Annotated in this window: 17 protein-coding genes; 11 read left to right on the top strand and 6 right to left on the bottom strand. The window is 60.8% G+C overall.

Going from position 1 to position 14546, the window contains the following annotated elements; genetic code table 11:
- The coding region (locus ABK249_RS30980; protein WP_348864765.1) for an oligopeptide/dipeptide ABC transporter ATP-binding protein at positions 1 to 326 on the top strand (326 nt) is incomplete at its 5' end.
- Between the two features lie 18 nt (positions 327 to 344).
- On the opposite strand, the gene ABK249_RS30975 is transcribed toward ABK249_RS30980, so the two are convergent.
- A complete protein-coding gene (locus ABK249_RS30975) occupies positions 345 to 869 on the bottom strand; it encodes a HEPN domain-containing protein (RefSeq protein WP_037155703.1) in 525 nt (174 codons plus the stop codon).
- Positions 869 to 1219 (bottom strand): nucleotidyltransferase family protein, encoded by a 351-nt coding sequence (locus tag ABK249_RS30970; RefSeq protein WP_081952937.1) that lies wholly within the window; start codon positions 1217 to 1219, stop codon positions 869 to 871. The genes ABK249_RS30975 and ABK249_RS30970 overlap by 1 nt, the downstream gene beginning before the upstream one ends.
- Before the next feature lie 295 nt (positions 1220 to 1514).
- Between ABK249_RS30970 and ABK249_RS30965 the strand changes: the two genes are divergently transcribed.
- The 9 genes from ABK249_RS30965 to ABK249_RS30925 all read left to right on the top strand — a co-directional run bounded on the left by ABK249_RS30965 (position 1515) and on the right by ABK249_RS30925 (position 11260).
- Entirely contained in the window at positions 1515 to 2468 is a 954-nt protein-coding gene (locus tag ABK249_RS30965) for a sugar-binding transcriptional regulator (protein ID WP_227703844.1), read from the top strand.
- A 147-nt stretch (positions 2469 to 2615) separates the two neighbouring features.
- Positions 2616 to 3941 (top strand): ABC transporter substrate-binding protein, encoded by a 1326-nt coding sequence (locus tag ABK249_RS30960; protein ID WP_227703843.1) that lies wholly within the window; start codon positions 2616 to 2618, stop codon positions 3939 to 3941.
- A 148-nt stretch (positions 3942 to 4089) separates the two neighbouring features.
- A complete protein-coding gene (locus tag ABK249_RS30955; protein ID WP_227703842.1) occupies positions 4090 to 4962 on the top strand; it encodes a carbohydrate ABC transporter permease in 873 nt (290 codons plus the stop codon).
- Between the two features lie 10 nt (positions 4963 to 4972).
- Positions 4973 to 5797, top strand: a complete 825-nt coding sequence (locus ABK249_RS30950) for a carbohydrate ABC transporter permease (RefSeq protein WP_227703841.1) — start codon at positions 4973 to 4975, stop codon at positions 5795 to 5797.
- A 12-nt stretch (positions 5798 to 5809) separates the two neighbouring features.
- A complete protein-coding gene (locus ABK249_RS30945) occupies positions 5810 to 6814 on the top strand; it encodes an ABC transporter ATP-binding protein (protein WP_227703840.1) in 1005 nt (334 codons plus the stop codon).
- 223 nt (positions 6815 to 7037) lie between these two features.
- Positions 7038 to 8519, top strand: coding sequence for a mannitol dehydrogenase family protein (locus ABK249_RS30940; protein WP_227703839.1), 1482 nt, complete (start codon positions 7038 to 7040; stop codon positions 8517 to 8519).
- Positions 8520 to 8535: 16 nt separating this feature from the next.
- Positions 8536 to 9237, top strand: coding sequence for an HAD family hydrolase (locus tag ABK249_RS30935; protein ID WP_407721469.1), 702 nt, complete (start codon positions 8536 to 8538; stop codon positions 9235 to 9237).
- 57 nt (positions 9238 to 9294) lie between these two features.
- Complete coding sequence (locus tag ABK249_RS30930; RefSeq protein ID WP_227703838.1) at positions 9295 to 10881, top strand: FGGY-family carbohydrate kinase; 1587 nt, start codon at positions 9295 to 9297, stop codon at positions 10879 to 10881.
- Positions 10874 to 11260 (top strand): ester cyclase, encoded by a 387-nt coding sequence (locus ABK249_RS30925; protein WP_227703837.1) that lies wholly within the window; start codon positions 10874 to 10876, stop codon positions 11258 to 11260. Before ABK249_RS30930 ends, ABK249_RS30925 begins: the two co-directional genes overlap by 8 nt.
- Positions 11261 to 11265: 5 nt before the next feature.
- On the opposite strand, the gene ABK249_RS30920 is transcribed toward ABK249_RS30925, so the two are convergent.
- The 3 genes from ABK249_RS30920 to ABK249_RS30910 form a co-directional block, all read right to left on the bottom strand.
- Positions 11266 to 11772, bottom strand: a complete 507-nt coding sequence (locus ABK249_RS30920; RefSeq protein ID WP_052183039.1) for a DUF2380 domain-containing protein — start codon at positions 11770 to 11772, stop codon at positions 11266 to 11268.
- 75 nt (positions 11773 to 11847) lie between these two features.
- Positions 11848 to 12705: a sigma-70 family RNA polymerase sigma factor gene (locus ABK249_RS30915; protein WP_227703836.1), complete on the bottom strand. Its 858-nt coding sequence runs from the start codon at positions 12703 to 12705 to the stop codon at positions 11848 to 11850.
- Positions 12705 to 13178 carry a carboxymuconolactone decarboxylase family protein gene (locus ABK249_RS30910; protein WP_227703835.1) on the bottom strand — a complete coding sequence of 158 codons (474 nt, stop codon included), beginning with the start codon at positions 13176 to 13178 and terminating at the stop codon, positions 12705 to 12707. Before ABK249_RS30910 ends, ABK249_RS30915 begins: the two co-directional genes overlap by 1 nt.
- Before the next feature lie 155 nt (positions 13179 to 13333).
- On the opposite strand from ABK249_RS30910, the gene ABK249_RS30905 reads away from it, so the two are divergent.
- Entirely contained in the window at positions 13334 to 14047 is a 714-nt protein-coding gene (locus ABK249_RS30905) for a sulfate transporter family protein (RefSeq protein ID WP_227703834.1), read from the top strand.
- Here ABK249_RS30905 and ABK249_RS30900 read toward each other — a convergent pair.
- Complete coding sequence (locus tag ABK249_RS30900) at positions 14044 to 14469, bottom strand: VOC family protein (RefSeq protein ID WP_227703833.1); 426 nt, start codon at positions 14467 to 14469, stop codon at positions 14044 to 14046. The two genes, ABK249_RS30905 and ABK249_RS30900, sit on opposite strands and share 4 nt — an antisense overlap.
- Positions 14470 to 14546: the final 77 nt, after the last annotated feature.

Below are 14546 nucleotides of genomic sequence, written 5' to 3'. Positions count from 1 at the left end.
TCGACCTGCAGCAGAGCCTCAACCTCGCCTTCCTGTTCATCTCCCACGACATGGCGGTGGTGGAACGGGTGAGCCACCGGGTGGCGGTGATGTATCTCGGCGAGATCGTCGAGATCGGCCCGCGGGCAGCGGTGTTCGAGAACCCGCAGCATCCCTATACGAAGAAGCTGATGTCGGCCGTGCCGGTGCCCGATCCGTCGCGCCGCCGGATCAAGCGCAACATGTCGACCGACGAGATCAAGAGCCCGATCCGCCCCGTCAACTATGTGCCGCCCAAGCGCGAATACCGAGAGGTCTCACACGGGCATGTCGTCCAGGTGGGATAGGGGTGGAGTTTTCGGATGTTAGGGGCCCTCCAGTTCCCCTAATAGGCTACTAGATGGCTCCAGTGCCCAGACTTCCCTGCACGTTTGAACAAATGTGGTCGCGTCTTCCGTGGTAGAGGCCGCTAGTTCATTGTCGACGCCTTCGACTAGGCCATAGTCAGAAATCATGCGGTCGGTTCGCGCCCGGTTGAGAGTCATACCCAAGTGTTCGAGGTCTTTTTGTTGGTTTCGAATAATCTTGCCAAAATGCTCGATGACATGGGTATGACTTTCGGGCGCATCGAGCTTCTTTCCAACACCTCCAGATGCCAGAATGACCGCTGTGGCGCAGTGGTACATGGCATAGTAGGCTGAGTGAACGCACGCATTCGGTGCCTGCTCCCACGCCGCAAGACGTTGAGCTTCCTTCAAGTGAATGATGCTTTTGGAGAATTCGAGACGGGCCTTGTGTTTACGCACCTCCTCACCAATGGGTGTCACAGGCTCCTTGCGAGGTTTGTTTGTCTTTTTCTTTTTCGGTGGATGACTGAGGTTTTTAGCCATTAGCGCAGCTCAATACCCTCTTCTTGGACGCTAATTGCGAGGGGAAGTGATCGTGGCCGGTCCAAAAAGTCTGGTGGCACAGAGAATGCCTGAATATCAACGCCGGCAAGTACGTGGGGATAAGCTAAATCGGAAAGGATATGATCGGTTGCTCGGCGGCTTTCATCATTCTCAATGAAAACAACTACATCGTAGTCAGAATTGCTCTTGGCATCACCTCTGGCTCTTGAGCCAAATAGCTTGATGCTTTTAACGCGCGTTCCGAACCGTTTCTCAACATCCGCCCTAAACGACCGAAGGTGTTTAGCTGCTCGCTTGGATACCAATTGATCGAGTGAATGTTTGTGCATCGCGCTTCGTTCGCTCCTGCCGGCTTCGAACTAAGAATGTTCGCATTGAGTCCATTATTCTTATTAACAACATTCTTTAAGTTTGTTTCCAATCTTATGATCCGGAAAAGATGGCGCGGGGCCGATCGCGCCTGACAGCTTTCAGGATTGAGACGTCTGTTTGAATTGTCACGCGCAGGAAATAAGTGAATTTTCGATGCGTTTCTAGGGATACCCGGTTCCTATTATTGTTGTTCCAGCCGTTTGACAACTTCTCCGAAATCGTGGCAGCAACGCCGGGAGGAGAATTTCTGTCATGGCAAAACGGTCTGATACGCAAGGGCGGCTCGACGATGCAGCGCGGGCCGGTTGGCTCTATTACGTCGCTGGGCGCACCCAGGACGAGATTGCCGCGGCCATGAGCATATCGAGGCAGTCGGCGCAGCGGCTGGTGTCGCTCGCCGTGGCCGAACGGCTTATCAAGGTGCGGCTCGACCATCCGATTTCCGCCTGTCTGGAACTCGCTGAGGCCTTGAGGAAGAAATACGACCTCAAGCATGTCGAAGTGGTGCCGAGCGATCCGGCCGGTGTTTCGACGACAGTCGGGATCGCCGAAGCGGCTGCCGCCGAGATCGAACGCTGGCTGAAGCGGCCGGACCCGATCATCGTCGCCATCGGCACGGGCCGCACGCTGAAGGCCGCCGTCGACCAGTTGCCGCCGATGGAATGCCCGCAGCACCGTATCGTGTCGCTCACCGGCAATATCGGCCCGGACGGTTCGGCCGCCTTCTACAACGTCATCTTCTCGATGGCCGACGCCATCAAGGCGCGGCATTTCCCGATGCCGCTGCCGGTTCTCTGTTCATCCGCCGAAGAGCGGGAGACCCTGCACGACCAGGCGCTGGTGCGCTCGACGCTCAAGCTCGGCGCACAGGCGGACGTGACCTTCGTCGGCATCGGCGAGCTCGGCGTCGATGGTCCGCTCTGCGTCGACGGCTTCCTCGGCAAGGAAGAGATGCTGAAACTGGTCGAGGGCGGTGCGGCCGGCGAAATCTGCGGCTGGGTCTACGATCAAGAGGGGCGGCTGCTCGGCGACGCGATCAACGACCGGGTCGCCAGCGTTCCCATCCCCTCGCGGGAGACATCCGCGGTCATCGGAATCGCTCAGGGCAAGAAGAAGCTCGCCGCGATTTCCGCCGCGCTCAAGGGGCATATCATCAACGGTATCATCACCGACGAAGTGACCGCAGAGCATTTGCTCGCTGACTGAGCAAAAATTATTCCTTGTCAAATCAATGGCATGCCCTATGTCCGTTGCAGTGCAGCGACGAAAGTTGATTGACTTTTTGCGACATTCTGTGAGTAATTGCTCACGAGCAAAGCGAATGCTCGCATCCAATCTTCTCGGGAGGAAGATATGACATTGAAGACGGTTTTGCTGGGCGCCTGCTCGGCGCTGGCGTTTGCCGGGATTTTTTCCACCGGGGCTTCGGCCGAAACTCTCACGATCGCGACGGTCAACAACGGCGACATGGTCCGCATGCAGGGCCTGACCTCGGAGTTCACCAAGGCCAACCCGGATATCCAGGTCAACTGGGTCACGCTGGAAGAAAACGTGCTCCGCGAGCGCGTCACCACCGACATCGCCACCAAGGGCGGCCAATACGACATCATGACGATCGGCAATTACGAAGTGCCGATCTGGGCCAAGCAGGGCTGGCTGCTGGAGCTGAGCGGGCTCGGCGACGCTTATGACGTCGACGACCTTCTGCCGGCGATCCGCGGCGGCCTGACGGTGGATGGCAAGCTCTATGCCGCGCCGTTCTACGGCGAGTCGGCGATGATCATGTATCGCAAGGACCTGTTCGAGAAGGCCGGCCTTACGATGCCGGAAAGCCCGACCTGGAAATTCATCGGCGAGGCGGCCCGCAAGATCACCGACCGTTCCGCCGACATCAACGGCATCTGCCTGCGCGGCAAGGCCGGGTGGGGCGAGAACATGGCATTCGTCACGGCGCTTGCCAATTCCTACGGCGGCCGCTGGTTCGATGAAAAGTGGAACCCGCAGTTCGATCAGCCGGAATGGAAGGATGCGCTGCAGTTCTATGTCGACCTGATGAAGGATGCCGGTCCGTCCGGCGCCTCCTCGAACGGCTTCAACGAAAACCTGACGCTCTTCCAGCAAGGCAAATGCGGCATGTGGATGGACGCCACCGTCGCCGCGTCGTTCGTGTCCGACCCGAAGAACTCGACGGTTGCGGACAAGGTCGGCTATGCGATCTTCCCGACCAAGGAAGGCGTCGACAACCACGGCAACTGGCTGTGGTCGTGGAACCTTGCCGTGCCGACATCGTCGACCAAGGCGGAAGCGGCCCAGAAGTTCATCTCCTGGGCGACCAGCAAGGAATATACCCAGCTCGTTGCCTCCAAGGAAGGCTGGGCGAACGTTCCTCCGGGCACACGCACCTCGCTTTATGAGAACGAGGAATACAAGAAGGCGGCGCCTTTTGCCGAACCGACGCTGGCGGCCATGAATGCGGCCGACATCACCAAGCCGACCGTCAAGCCGGTGCCCTATACGGGCGGCCAGTTCGTGGCGATCCCGGAATTCCAGGCGATCGGCACGAATGTCGGACAGCTCTTCTCGGCTGTCATCGCCGGCCAGTCCTCGGTCGACGATGCGCTCGCCCAGGCGCAGACCGCCACCAAGCGTGAGATGATGCGCGCCGGTTACATCAAGTAATCCTCCCGAGCATCGGCCGCCCGGTACCCCTGTCTCCCCGGGCGGCCGAGATCTCAGGTAAATCGCCGAAATAACAAGAAACTTGGAATCCTGCGTCCTTCTCATCCCGCAAAGAAAAGGCGCAGGGACTATCAGGGAGGGCGTCGACATGGCTACGCAGAACACCAAGACGTTGGCACGCCTGATGATGGCGCCCTCCGTTCTGCTTCTTCTGATCTGGATGATCGTTCCCCTGGCAATGACGTTGTGGTTCTCGTTCCAGAACTACAATCTGCTCAACCCCGCCAATGTGAGCTTCGCCGGTCTCTTCAATTACCAGTTCTTCTACACCGATCCCGCCTTCTTCCAGTCGATCTGGAACACTCTGGTGATCGTTGGCGGCGTGCTCCTGATCACCGTCGTCGGCGGCATCGCGATCGCGCTCCTTCTCGACCAGCCGATCTTCGGGCAGGGGATCGTGCGTATCCTGGTCATCTCGCCCTTCTTCGTCATGCCGCCGGTTGCGGCGCTGATCTGGAAGAACATGATCATGCATCCGGGCTATGGCGTGCTGGCCGATATTGCCAAGTTCTTCGGCCTTCGCCCGATCGACTGGTTCGCGCAATATCCGCTTTTCTCGATCGTCGTCATCGTCGCCTGGCAGTGGCTGCCGTTCGCGACGCTGATCCTGCTCACCGCGCTGCAATCGCTCGACAGCGAGCAGAAGGAGGCGGCGGAAATGGACGGCGCCAATTTCGTCAATCGCTTCATCTACCTGACGCTGCCGCATCTCGCCCGTGCCATCACGGTCGTCATCCTGATCCAGACGATCTTCCTGCTTGGCGTCTATGCGGAAATCCTCGTGACCACCAATGGCGGCCCCGGTTACGCCTCCACCAACCTCGCCTTCCTGATCTACCGCACGGCGCTGCTCGGCTACGACGTCGGTGGAGCCTCGGCGGGCGGCATCATTGCGGTCATACTCGCCAATATCGTCGCGATCTTCCTGATGCGCGCGGTCGGCAGAAATCTGGACCGGTAGGAGCAAGACCATGGCACGTGCAGTCACCACAAGACACAAGATCACCGCCACGGTCTTTGCCTGGCTTGTTGCGCTCCTCATCTTCTTCCCGATCCTCTACACGCTGATCACCAGCATAAAGACGGAGCCGGAAGCGATTGCGGGTTTCAGCCTCATCCCATCCGGCACATTCGAGAACTACATCACGGTTCAGACGCAGCGCGACTACCTCAAGCCGTTCCTGAACTCGGTGATCATTTCGGTCGGGTCGACCGTCCTGGCGCTGATCATCGCGATCCCCGCCGCCTGGGCGATGGCGTTTTCGCCGACCAGGCGCACCAAGGACATCCTGATGTGGATGCTCTCTACGAAGATGATGCCGGCGGTCGCCGTCCTGGTGCCGATCTACCTGATGTTCCGCGATTTCGGCCTGCTTGACAGCCGCATCGGGCTCACCGTCATGCTGATGCTGATCAACCTGCCGATCGTGGTGTGGATGCTCTACACCTATTTCCGCGAGATCCCCGGCGAGATTCTGGAAGCGGCGCGGATGGACGGTGCCGGTCTCTGGCAGGAGATCGTCTACGTGCTGACGCCGATGGCGGTGCCCGGCATCGCCTCGACGCTGCTCCTCAACATCATCCTGGCCTGGAACGAGTCCTTCTGGACGATCCGGCTGACGACCACCAATGCGGCGCCGCTGACGGCCTTCATCGCCTCGTTCTCCAGCCCTCAAGGTCTCTTCTGGGCGAAGCTTTCGGCAGCCTCCACCATGGCGATCGCGCCGATCCTCATCCTCGGCTGGTTCTCTCAGAAACAACTCGTTCGCGGCCTCACCTTCGGCGCGGTTAAGTAGGGGAAGAAAGATATGGGCAGCATAACCCTCAAAAACGTGTCGAAGGTTTTTGGCGAGGCGAAGGTCATCCCTTCGATCGACCTCGACATCACCGATGGCGAATTCGTCGTCTTCGTCGGTCCTTCGGGTTGTGGCAAATCCACGCTCTTGCGCCTCATTGCGGGTCTGGAAGATGTTTCCGGCGGCAACATCCTGATCGATGGTAAGGACGTGACGGCGGCAGCGCCGGCCGAACGCGGTCTGGCAATGGTGTTTCAATCCTATGCGCTCTATCCGCATATGAGTGTCAGGAACAACATCGCATTCCCGCTCAAGATGGCGAAGGCCGACAAAGCCATCATCGACAAGAAGGTTGCGGATGCGGCGCGGGTGCTGAACCTCACCGACTACCTTGAGCGCCGCCCCTCGCAACTTTCGGGCGGCCAGCGCCAGCGCGTCGCGATCGGCCGCGCCATCGTGCGTGAACCGTCCGCCTTCCTGTTCGACGAGCCGTTGTCGAATCTCGATGCGGCATTGCGTGGCACGATGCGTCTCGAGATCAGCGATCTGCACCATCAATTGAAGACGACGATGGTCTACGTCACTCACGACCAGGTGGAGGCCATGACCATGGCCGACAAGATCGTCGTTTTGAACCGCGGCAATATCGAGCAGGTCGGCTCGCCGCTCGACCTCTACCGCACCCCTCGCAATCTCTTCGTTGCAGGCTTCATCGGCTCGCCGCGAATGAACTTCATCGAGGGCACCTTTGCGCAGTCGAAGGGTGCCAGGACCGTCGGCATTCGGCCGGAACACCTTGGCTTGTCGAAGGACAGCGGTGTCTGGACCGGTACGGTGAAGGTTGCGGAACATCTCGGCGCCGACACTTTCCTGCATCTCGATGTCGATGGCATCGGCCAGATCACTGCACGATGCGACGGTGAATTCGGCGCGCAATACGGCGACCGCATTCATCTCATACCCGACGAGACCAAGCTGCACCGTTTCGATGACAAGGGGTTGGCGATCAAGGCCTGAGGTTGTGACGAGGCTGCGAATGTTCCGTCGTCATGCTCGGGCTTGTCCCGAGCATCTGCAAACGGTCCGATAGTCTCGACGTGGATAGATCCTCGGGACAAGCCCGAGGATGACGGCAAGGGAGTGCAACGTGCCATCAAACCGGGGCCTTGCGATCGAGGTCGGAGTGTTGGTCTGATTTATCTGGCCTGGGATTTCTTGGGCCGCACCGGAGTATAAGACAATGACTGTGAAGCTTTCGCTGGCGAGCTTGAAAGACGCTGCGGCAACCGCCGCCGTGCCGGCCTATGATCCGAAGAACCTGACAGGCGGCATCGTGCATTTCGGCGTCGGCAATTTCCACCGGGCGCATCAGGCTGTCTATCTCGATGATTTGTTCAATACCGGCAAGGACCACGACTTTGCGATCATCGGCGCCGGCGTCATGCCGTCCGATGCAGCCATGCGCGAGAAGCTGAAAGCCCAGGATTTCCTGACCACCGTCGTCGAACAGGACAACAACAGGACCGCCGCCCGCATCACTGCGCCGATGGTGGATATCATTGCGCCCGACCAAAAAGAGGCGCTGATCGAAAAACTCGCCGATCCGGCGATCCGCATCGTTTCGATGACAATCACTGAAGGTGGCTATTTCATCGATGCCTCGGGCCAGTTCAACCCGGCCCATCCGGCGATCGCCGCGGATGCCAGCAACCCGCAAAACCCGGAGACCGTGTTCGGCCTTATCCTCGCCGGACTCAAGGAGCGCAAGGCGAGGGGAGTACCTCCCTTCACCATCATGTCCTGCGACAACATTCCCGGAAACGGCGAGGTCACGGAAAACGCCGTTATCGGCCTCGCCAGGCTTTCCGACCCGGACTTCGCCCGCTGGATCCACCAGAACGTCGCGTTTCCGAATTCGATGGTCGACCGGATCACGCCGGCCACCGGACAGCGCGAGATCGACATCCTCAGGAACGACTTCAATATCGACGACAACTGGCCGGTCTTCTGCGAAGAGTTCAAGCAATGGGTGATGGAGGACAAGTTTCCTGCCGGGCGTCCGCGGCTGGAAGAGGTGGGTGTCCAGTTCGTGCCGGATGTGGCTCCCTACGAGCTGATGAAGATCCGCATCCTGAACGGCGGCCATGCGGCGATCGCCTATCCGGCCGCTCTGCTCGACATCCATTTCGTCCATGAGGCGATGGAGCATCCGCTGATCCGCGCCTTCCTCGCGAAGCTCGAAACGGACGAGATCATCCCGATCATCCCGCCGGTGCCGGACACAAACCTCCATGACTATTTCGCGCTAATCGAGCACCGTTTCCTCAATCCGAAGATCGGCGACACCATTCCGCGGCTTGCCCAGGATGGTTCCAATCGCCAGCCGAAGTTCATCCTGCCTTCCACCCGCGACCGGCTTGCCAAGGGTCTCGAGATCGTCGGCCTGTCGCTCGTCTCGGCGCTGTGGTGCCGTTACTTTGCCGGCACGTCCGACAGCGGCAGAGAGATCGTCTTCAACGATGCGAGCGCCGACAAGCTGCATGCGGCGGCGTTGGAGGCCAAGGATAATCCGGAGGCCTTCCTTGCCTTCGACGAGATTTTTGGGGAAGTTTCGAATTCCGAGCTGTTCCGGAAGCGCTTCGCTCATGCGCTTGCGACGCTCTGGAAAGAGGGGACGGCGAAGACGCTCGAACTTTATCTTTCGGGTGAACTCGTCAAATAACGGGCAGGCAGGACACGTGCTGCAGACGGCAGGGCCATTGGTGATCTTCGATTGCGACGGAGTGCTGGTCGATAGCGAAACCGTCTCGATCCGCGTGCTGCTCGACGGGCTTCGCAGCAAGGGCCTCGAAATGGATGAGGCGGAGGCCTATCGCCATTTCCTCGGCCGCAGCCTCGGCACCGTCACACGCACCATACGCGAGGAGTTCGGCATCGATGCCGACGAGAGCTTTCTCGAAGGCATGCGCCAAGAACTCTATGCGCGCTTCCGTGCCGAGCTCAAGCCGATGCCGGGCATTGCCGAAACGCTGGATGCCCTGAGCTTTCGCCGTTGCGTGGCTTCGTCCAGCCAGCCGGAACGTATCCGCCTGTCGCTTTCGATCACCGGTCTTATCGGCAGACTGGAGCCGAACATCTTCTCCGCCGCCATGGTGGCGCGCGGCAAGCCCGCACCCGACCTTTTCCTGCATGCGGCGAGTCAGATGGGCGCCGATCCGCAAAACTGCATCGTCATCGAAGACAGCCCCGCCGGCATTGAAGCGGGGCATCGCGCCGGCATGGCGGTCTTCGCCTTTGTCGGCGGTTCGCATGCCGGCACTCCCGGCTACCGGGAGCGGATCGACGCGCTTTCGCCGGAAGTCGTGTTTGACGCCATGCCGGATTTGATCCACCTTGTCCAAAAACATATAGAGGATCGCGGAGGATCGGCTTTCTGGTAACCGCGCTGCGCGTCGGGGCCGACTGAGGCGAACTTGAGGGACAGGAAACAAATCCGGATGCGTGATCACTTGGTTGCGGTCGACATCGGCACCGGCAGCGCACGCGCCGGGGTGTTTGACCGCAACGGGCATCTGCTCGCCAAGGCGAAGCACCCGATCCTGATGTTCCGCCCGAAGGAGAACCACGCCGAACACGATTCCGAGGACATCTGGGCCGCCACCTGCCGCTCGGTGCGGGAGGCGATGGCCGAGGCCGGCATTCAGGCTTCGCAAGTCGCCGCGATCGGTTTCGACGCCACCTGCTCGCTCGTCGCCCGCGACCGCGGGGGCGCGCAGCTTAGCGTCTCCACTAGCGGCAAGGACAGCCAGGACACGATCGTCTGGCTCGACCACCGGGCCATCAGGGAGGCCGACCAGCTTTCCGCTACCGGACACAAGGTGCTGGAATTCTCCGGCGGCTCGCTGTCGCCCGAGATGGAAATGCCTAAGCTGATGTGGCTGAAGAAGAACCTGCCGCGAAGCTGGGCGAGGGCAGGGTATTTCTTCGACCTTGCGGATTTCCTGACCTGGAAGGCGACCGGCTCACCGGCCCGCTCGCGCTGCACGCTGACGGCAAAGTGGAACTATCTCGCCCATGAGAATCCGGGCTGGAGTGCGGATTACCTGGCGCTTGCCGGTCTTGATGATCTTCTGGAAAAGGGCAGTCTGCCGGAAGATACGATAGGGGTGGGGACGAGCATGGGAAGGCTCAGCCCGCAGGCTGCCGAAGAACTCGGCCTCGATACCGGCGTGCAGGTGGCGCCGGGCATGATCGATGCCTATGCCGGCGCTTTCGGGGTTCTTGGTGGCGTTTCCGGAGCCAGCAAGCTGGAAACCAGCGTCGCCCTGATCGGCGGTACGTCGAGCTGCATCGTCGCCTTCGCGAAGGATGCCAAGCCCGGCCGCAGCCTGTGGGGCCCCTATTACGAGGCGATCCTGCCCGGTCACTGGCTTGTCGAGGGCGGCCAGTCGGCGGCCGGCGCGCTGCTCGACCATATCGTCCGCATGCACGCGGCCGGCGGCGAGCCGACGGCGGAACTGCATGGCCGGATCATCGCCCGTATCGGCGAGCTGCGCGCCGAGAACGAGGGCGACATCGCTCCCAACCTGCATATCCTGCCGGACTTTCACGGCAACCGCTCGCCGCTTGCCGATCCGCACGCGACCGGCGTGATCAGCGGGCTGACGCTCGACACGTCCTTTGACGGGCTCTGCAGGCTCTACTGGCGGAGCTGCGTGGCAGTCGCGCTCGGGATCCGGCATATCCTGGACGCGATCTCGGATTACGGCTACCGCTTCGAGATCCTGCATGTCACCGGCGGGCATGTGAACAACCCGCTGCTCGTCGAACTCTATGCGGACGTCACCGGCTGCAAGGTCGTGATCCCCGAAACCCGCGACGCCGTTCTGCTCGGCACGGCGATGGCGGCTGCGGTCGCGGGCGGCGTGCACGGCAGCCTGTTCGATGCCGGCCAGGCGATGGACGGTGGCGGCACCGAGCGGCTGCCGAACCCCGCCCGGACGGAGCAGTATGGCCGGGACTATCGGCGGTTCCTCGCGATGATCCGGCACCGGGAGGAGCTGCGGGGGATTGGTAATGAATGAGATCAAACTTTCCGGCATCTACCGCGCATACATTGCCTGCCTGAATAGCCAGGACTGGGACAGCCTCGATCGCTTCGTCGACGATGAGGTTATCCATAATGGCCGGCAGCTCGGCATTTCCGGTTATCGGGATATGCTGACACGGGACTTCGAGCAAATTCCGGACCTGCATTTCGACATCGAGCTGCTCGTGTGCGATCCGCCGCATGTAGCGAGCAGGCTTGCGTTCGACTGCACGCCCAAGGGGGCGTTTCTCGGCCTCGACGTCCATGGGAAGAGGGTGGCGTTTGCCGAAAACGTCTTCTACCGGTTTCAGGCGGAAAAGATCGCGGAAGTCTGGTCGGTCATCGACAAGGCGGCCATCGAGGCTCAGCTTTAGCCGCTCTACGGCAGGATCCGGTTCGTCATCAGCCATTTCACGGAGCGGGGCCAGGCGTAGTTCGCGCCCATGCGCAGATCGGTGAAACCCACCGAAACGGGCTTGCCGGTTTCAGCGTCAAGGATGCGGATGAACATCGTATGCTCGGTCCGGTTGACGCGGGTGACGACGCCCAGCAGAGCAAGGGACGCGCCGTGCTCCTTGGCAATCTTGCCTTCACAGCCGCCACAGTTGCGCAAACCGTGCGGCGCCGCCGGCTGCTCATTCCCGGCCTGCGCCTCTATGATCGTGAAGCGCCCCGATTGGGAGAGCATGTCCTTCGCAACCCGAGCGGATTCGGACAGATAGCGCCTGTCGTGTTCATCCGGTGGGATTATTCCCGCTCCGGCGCTCTTATCTTCCAGTTCGAAGGGAAATACCTCGATCGACATCCGCTTTGTCTGCTCGGCCTGCGCAAATGCGCAGGTGCCCGCAAGCAGCGTCATCAGGACAGTCAATATGCGAAGGCGCATGGTCTCCTCCCGTCCATGTGGCGGCGATCATACACGGTCTGACGGCCCAAATCACGTTCAAAGCAGAGAGGGTTGCTAATGCAGATGTCTCAGCTTGTCGGGGTTTCGCACCACATAGATGGCCGTGATCTTGCCGTCCTCGATGTCGAGCGCGGTCGTCTGGAGTTCGCCGTCCGCCTCCAGCGTGACGAAACCGGGCAAGCCGTTGACGAAGCCGGCACGCACCAGTTTCGAACCGTGCTTCTGGAAGAGAGCCGCCAGATTTTCGTGCAACTGCATCACGGCATCGAAGCCGAAGCTGGGCTTCACGGCTGCCGGGCGTTTGCCGCCGCCATCCGAATGAACGCTGACATCGGCCGCCAGCATCGCGCCAAGCGCCTTCATGTCGCCGCTGCGCGAGGCCGCATAGAAAGCCTCGGCAAGCTCGACACCCCGCTTCTTGTCGATCTGGAAGCGGGCTCTCGCCTCGCGAACGTGGGTGCGGGCACGGGTGGCGAGCTGGCGGCAGGCGGCTGCGTCACGCTCGATGGTCGCCGCGACCTCCTCGAAGCCGAGACCGAACACGTCATGCAGCAGGAAGGCCGCCCGTTCGAGCGGCGACAGGCGCTCCAGTGCCAGCATCAGCGGCAATGTGACGTCCTCCTCTTCGTCCTCCTCCACCACGGGGTCGGGAAGCCAGGGGCCGACATAAGTCTCGCGCTGGCGTCGCGCCGACTTCAACTGGTCGAGGCAGAGGCGCGTCACCGTGCGGCGCAGGAACGCTTCCGGCTCGCGCACTTCGCTCCGGTCGGCCTTCATCCATCGGATGAAGGCCTCCTGCACCATGTCCTCCGCATCGGCCACCGATCCGAGCATGCGGTAGGCGACACGCATGAGCTTCGGACGCAGCGGATCGAAGCTCGCCGCTGCATCCTCTTGGCCAAGATCCGCCATCACGCGGCCACGTCCGCCTGGGCGGCCTTCGCGACTGCGGGTTCGAACCAAAGGCCGAAGCCGACCGCGAGGCGATTCCATCCGTTGATGACATTGATCATCAAAGTGAGCTTCACCTGTTCCTCCGCCGTGAAATGGCCCCACAGGGCTTCATAGGCGCTTTCCTGCGCATGTCCTTCCGAAAGCCGGGTCAAGGCTTCGGTCCAGCCTAGCGCAGCACGTTCGCGATCGGAATAGCAAGGCGCTTCACGCCAGGCAGACAGGAGATAGATGCGCTGTTCGGTTTCGCCCTGTGCGCGGGCTTCCGCCGTGTGCATATTGATGCAGTTGGCGCAGCCGTTGATCTGCGAGGCGCGGATCTTCACGAGTTCGATGAGGCTCGGCTCGAGGCTCGCGGCAACATCGACCGATACTCCCATCCACTTTTTCATCAGCGCAGGAGCGGCGGAGAAGACATCAATCTTGGCAGTCATGGTCGGTTTCCTTCTGTTGGTTACGACACCATGACGAGACAGGATTTGCCGGTGTGACATGCCCCACAAAATTTTCTTGGTGGCGCCCCATCCGACTGACGCTTGCTCCGGCACCTTCCTGAACCTACATGTTTCCCGCTTAACTGGAGACGCCGATGATCCTCGACGCCGCACGCCTTTCGCTGATCAACCTTTTCGCGCCGGAGACGCGCGCCGTCTTCTGGAAGACGCTGGGGCTCACCATCCTCGTGCTCGTAGGCATCTGGTTCGCCTTGCGCGAGATTTTCATTCTCTACGCCTGGCCGTGGTTCGCGGCTTTCTTCCCCGACATGCCCGACTGGACCGGCTGGCTCACCCTGATTGCGGCGATTGCCGCCGGGATCGGTTTGGCGCTGGCGCTGGCGCTTCTGATCGCGCCGATCACCGCGCTGATCGCCGGTCTATTCCTCGACGATGTCGCCGAGGTGGTCGAAAAACGCGACTACCCCAACGATCCGCCCGGAAAGGCGATGCCGCTCGGGGAGGCGGTCGCTAGTTCCATCAAGTTCCTGGGCGTCGTCATCGTCGGCAACATTATCGCGCTTTTCCTGCTGTTCATTCCCGGTATCAACCTGGTCGCCTTCTTCCTGGTGAACGGTTACCTGCTCGGCCGGGAATTCTTCGAATTCGCGGCGATGCGTTTCCGGTCGCCGCTGGAGGCCCGCGCCTTCCGCGCGAAACATGCCTCGACCGTGTTCATGGCGGGGCTCCTGATCGCCTGCTTCCTGGCGGTCCCGATCGTCAACCTTCTGACGCCGCTCTTCGCGGCCGGCCTGATGGTGCATCTCCACAAGATGATTTCGAAGCGCGATCCGGCGTTCAGGGGTTAGGTGGGCAGAGCGGATGTGTCGTAGAGGGCGGCAAATTCCGGGCTTGGCATGATCGGCGTGATCACATCGATCAGCACGCCATTCGGATCGGCGGTGATGAAGTGCCGCTGGCCGAAATCCTCGTCGCGGAGGTCCTGCCGGATCGGCAGGCCGGCCGCCTTGAGGCGGGCGTAGACCGAGTCGACATCCTCCACTTCGAAATTCAGGATGAGACCGGAGACCTTGCCGCGGCCGCTTTCCGGGATCGTGTCATGACTGCCGTCGAGGATGGCGAGTGTCACGTGTTCGCTCTCCCCCGATTGCAGATGCACATACCAGTCTGCCGAAAACAGAGCCTCAAAGCCGAGGTGTTCGACGTAGAAGGCCGCCGTTCCGCCGACGTCGTCGGTCATGATGACGGGATAATAGCTGGTCGATTTCATAGCTTTCCCTTTCCGTGCGCTTAAGATACATTCAGCCTGTATGTTTTATAGATACATTCTGTCTGTATGTAAACATG

Origin of the sequence: Neorhizobium phenanthreniclasticum (genome assembly GCF_040066075.1) — a bacterium.
Lineage (GTDB): Bacteria > Pseudomonadota > Alphaproteobacteria > Rhizobiales > Rhizobiaceae > Neorhizobium > Neorhizobium petrolearium.
Note: the sequence above shows the minus strand (reverse complement) of the source record. Positions and strands in the feature narration are given on the sequence as shown.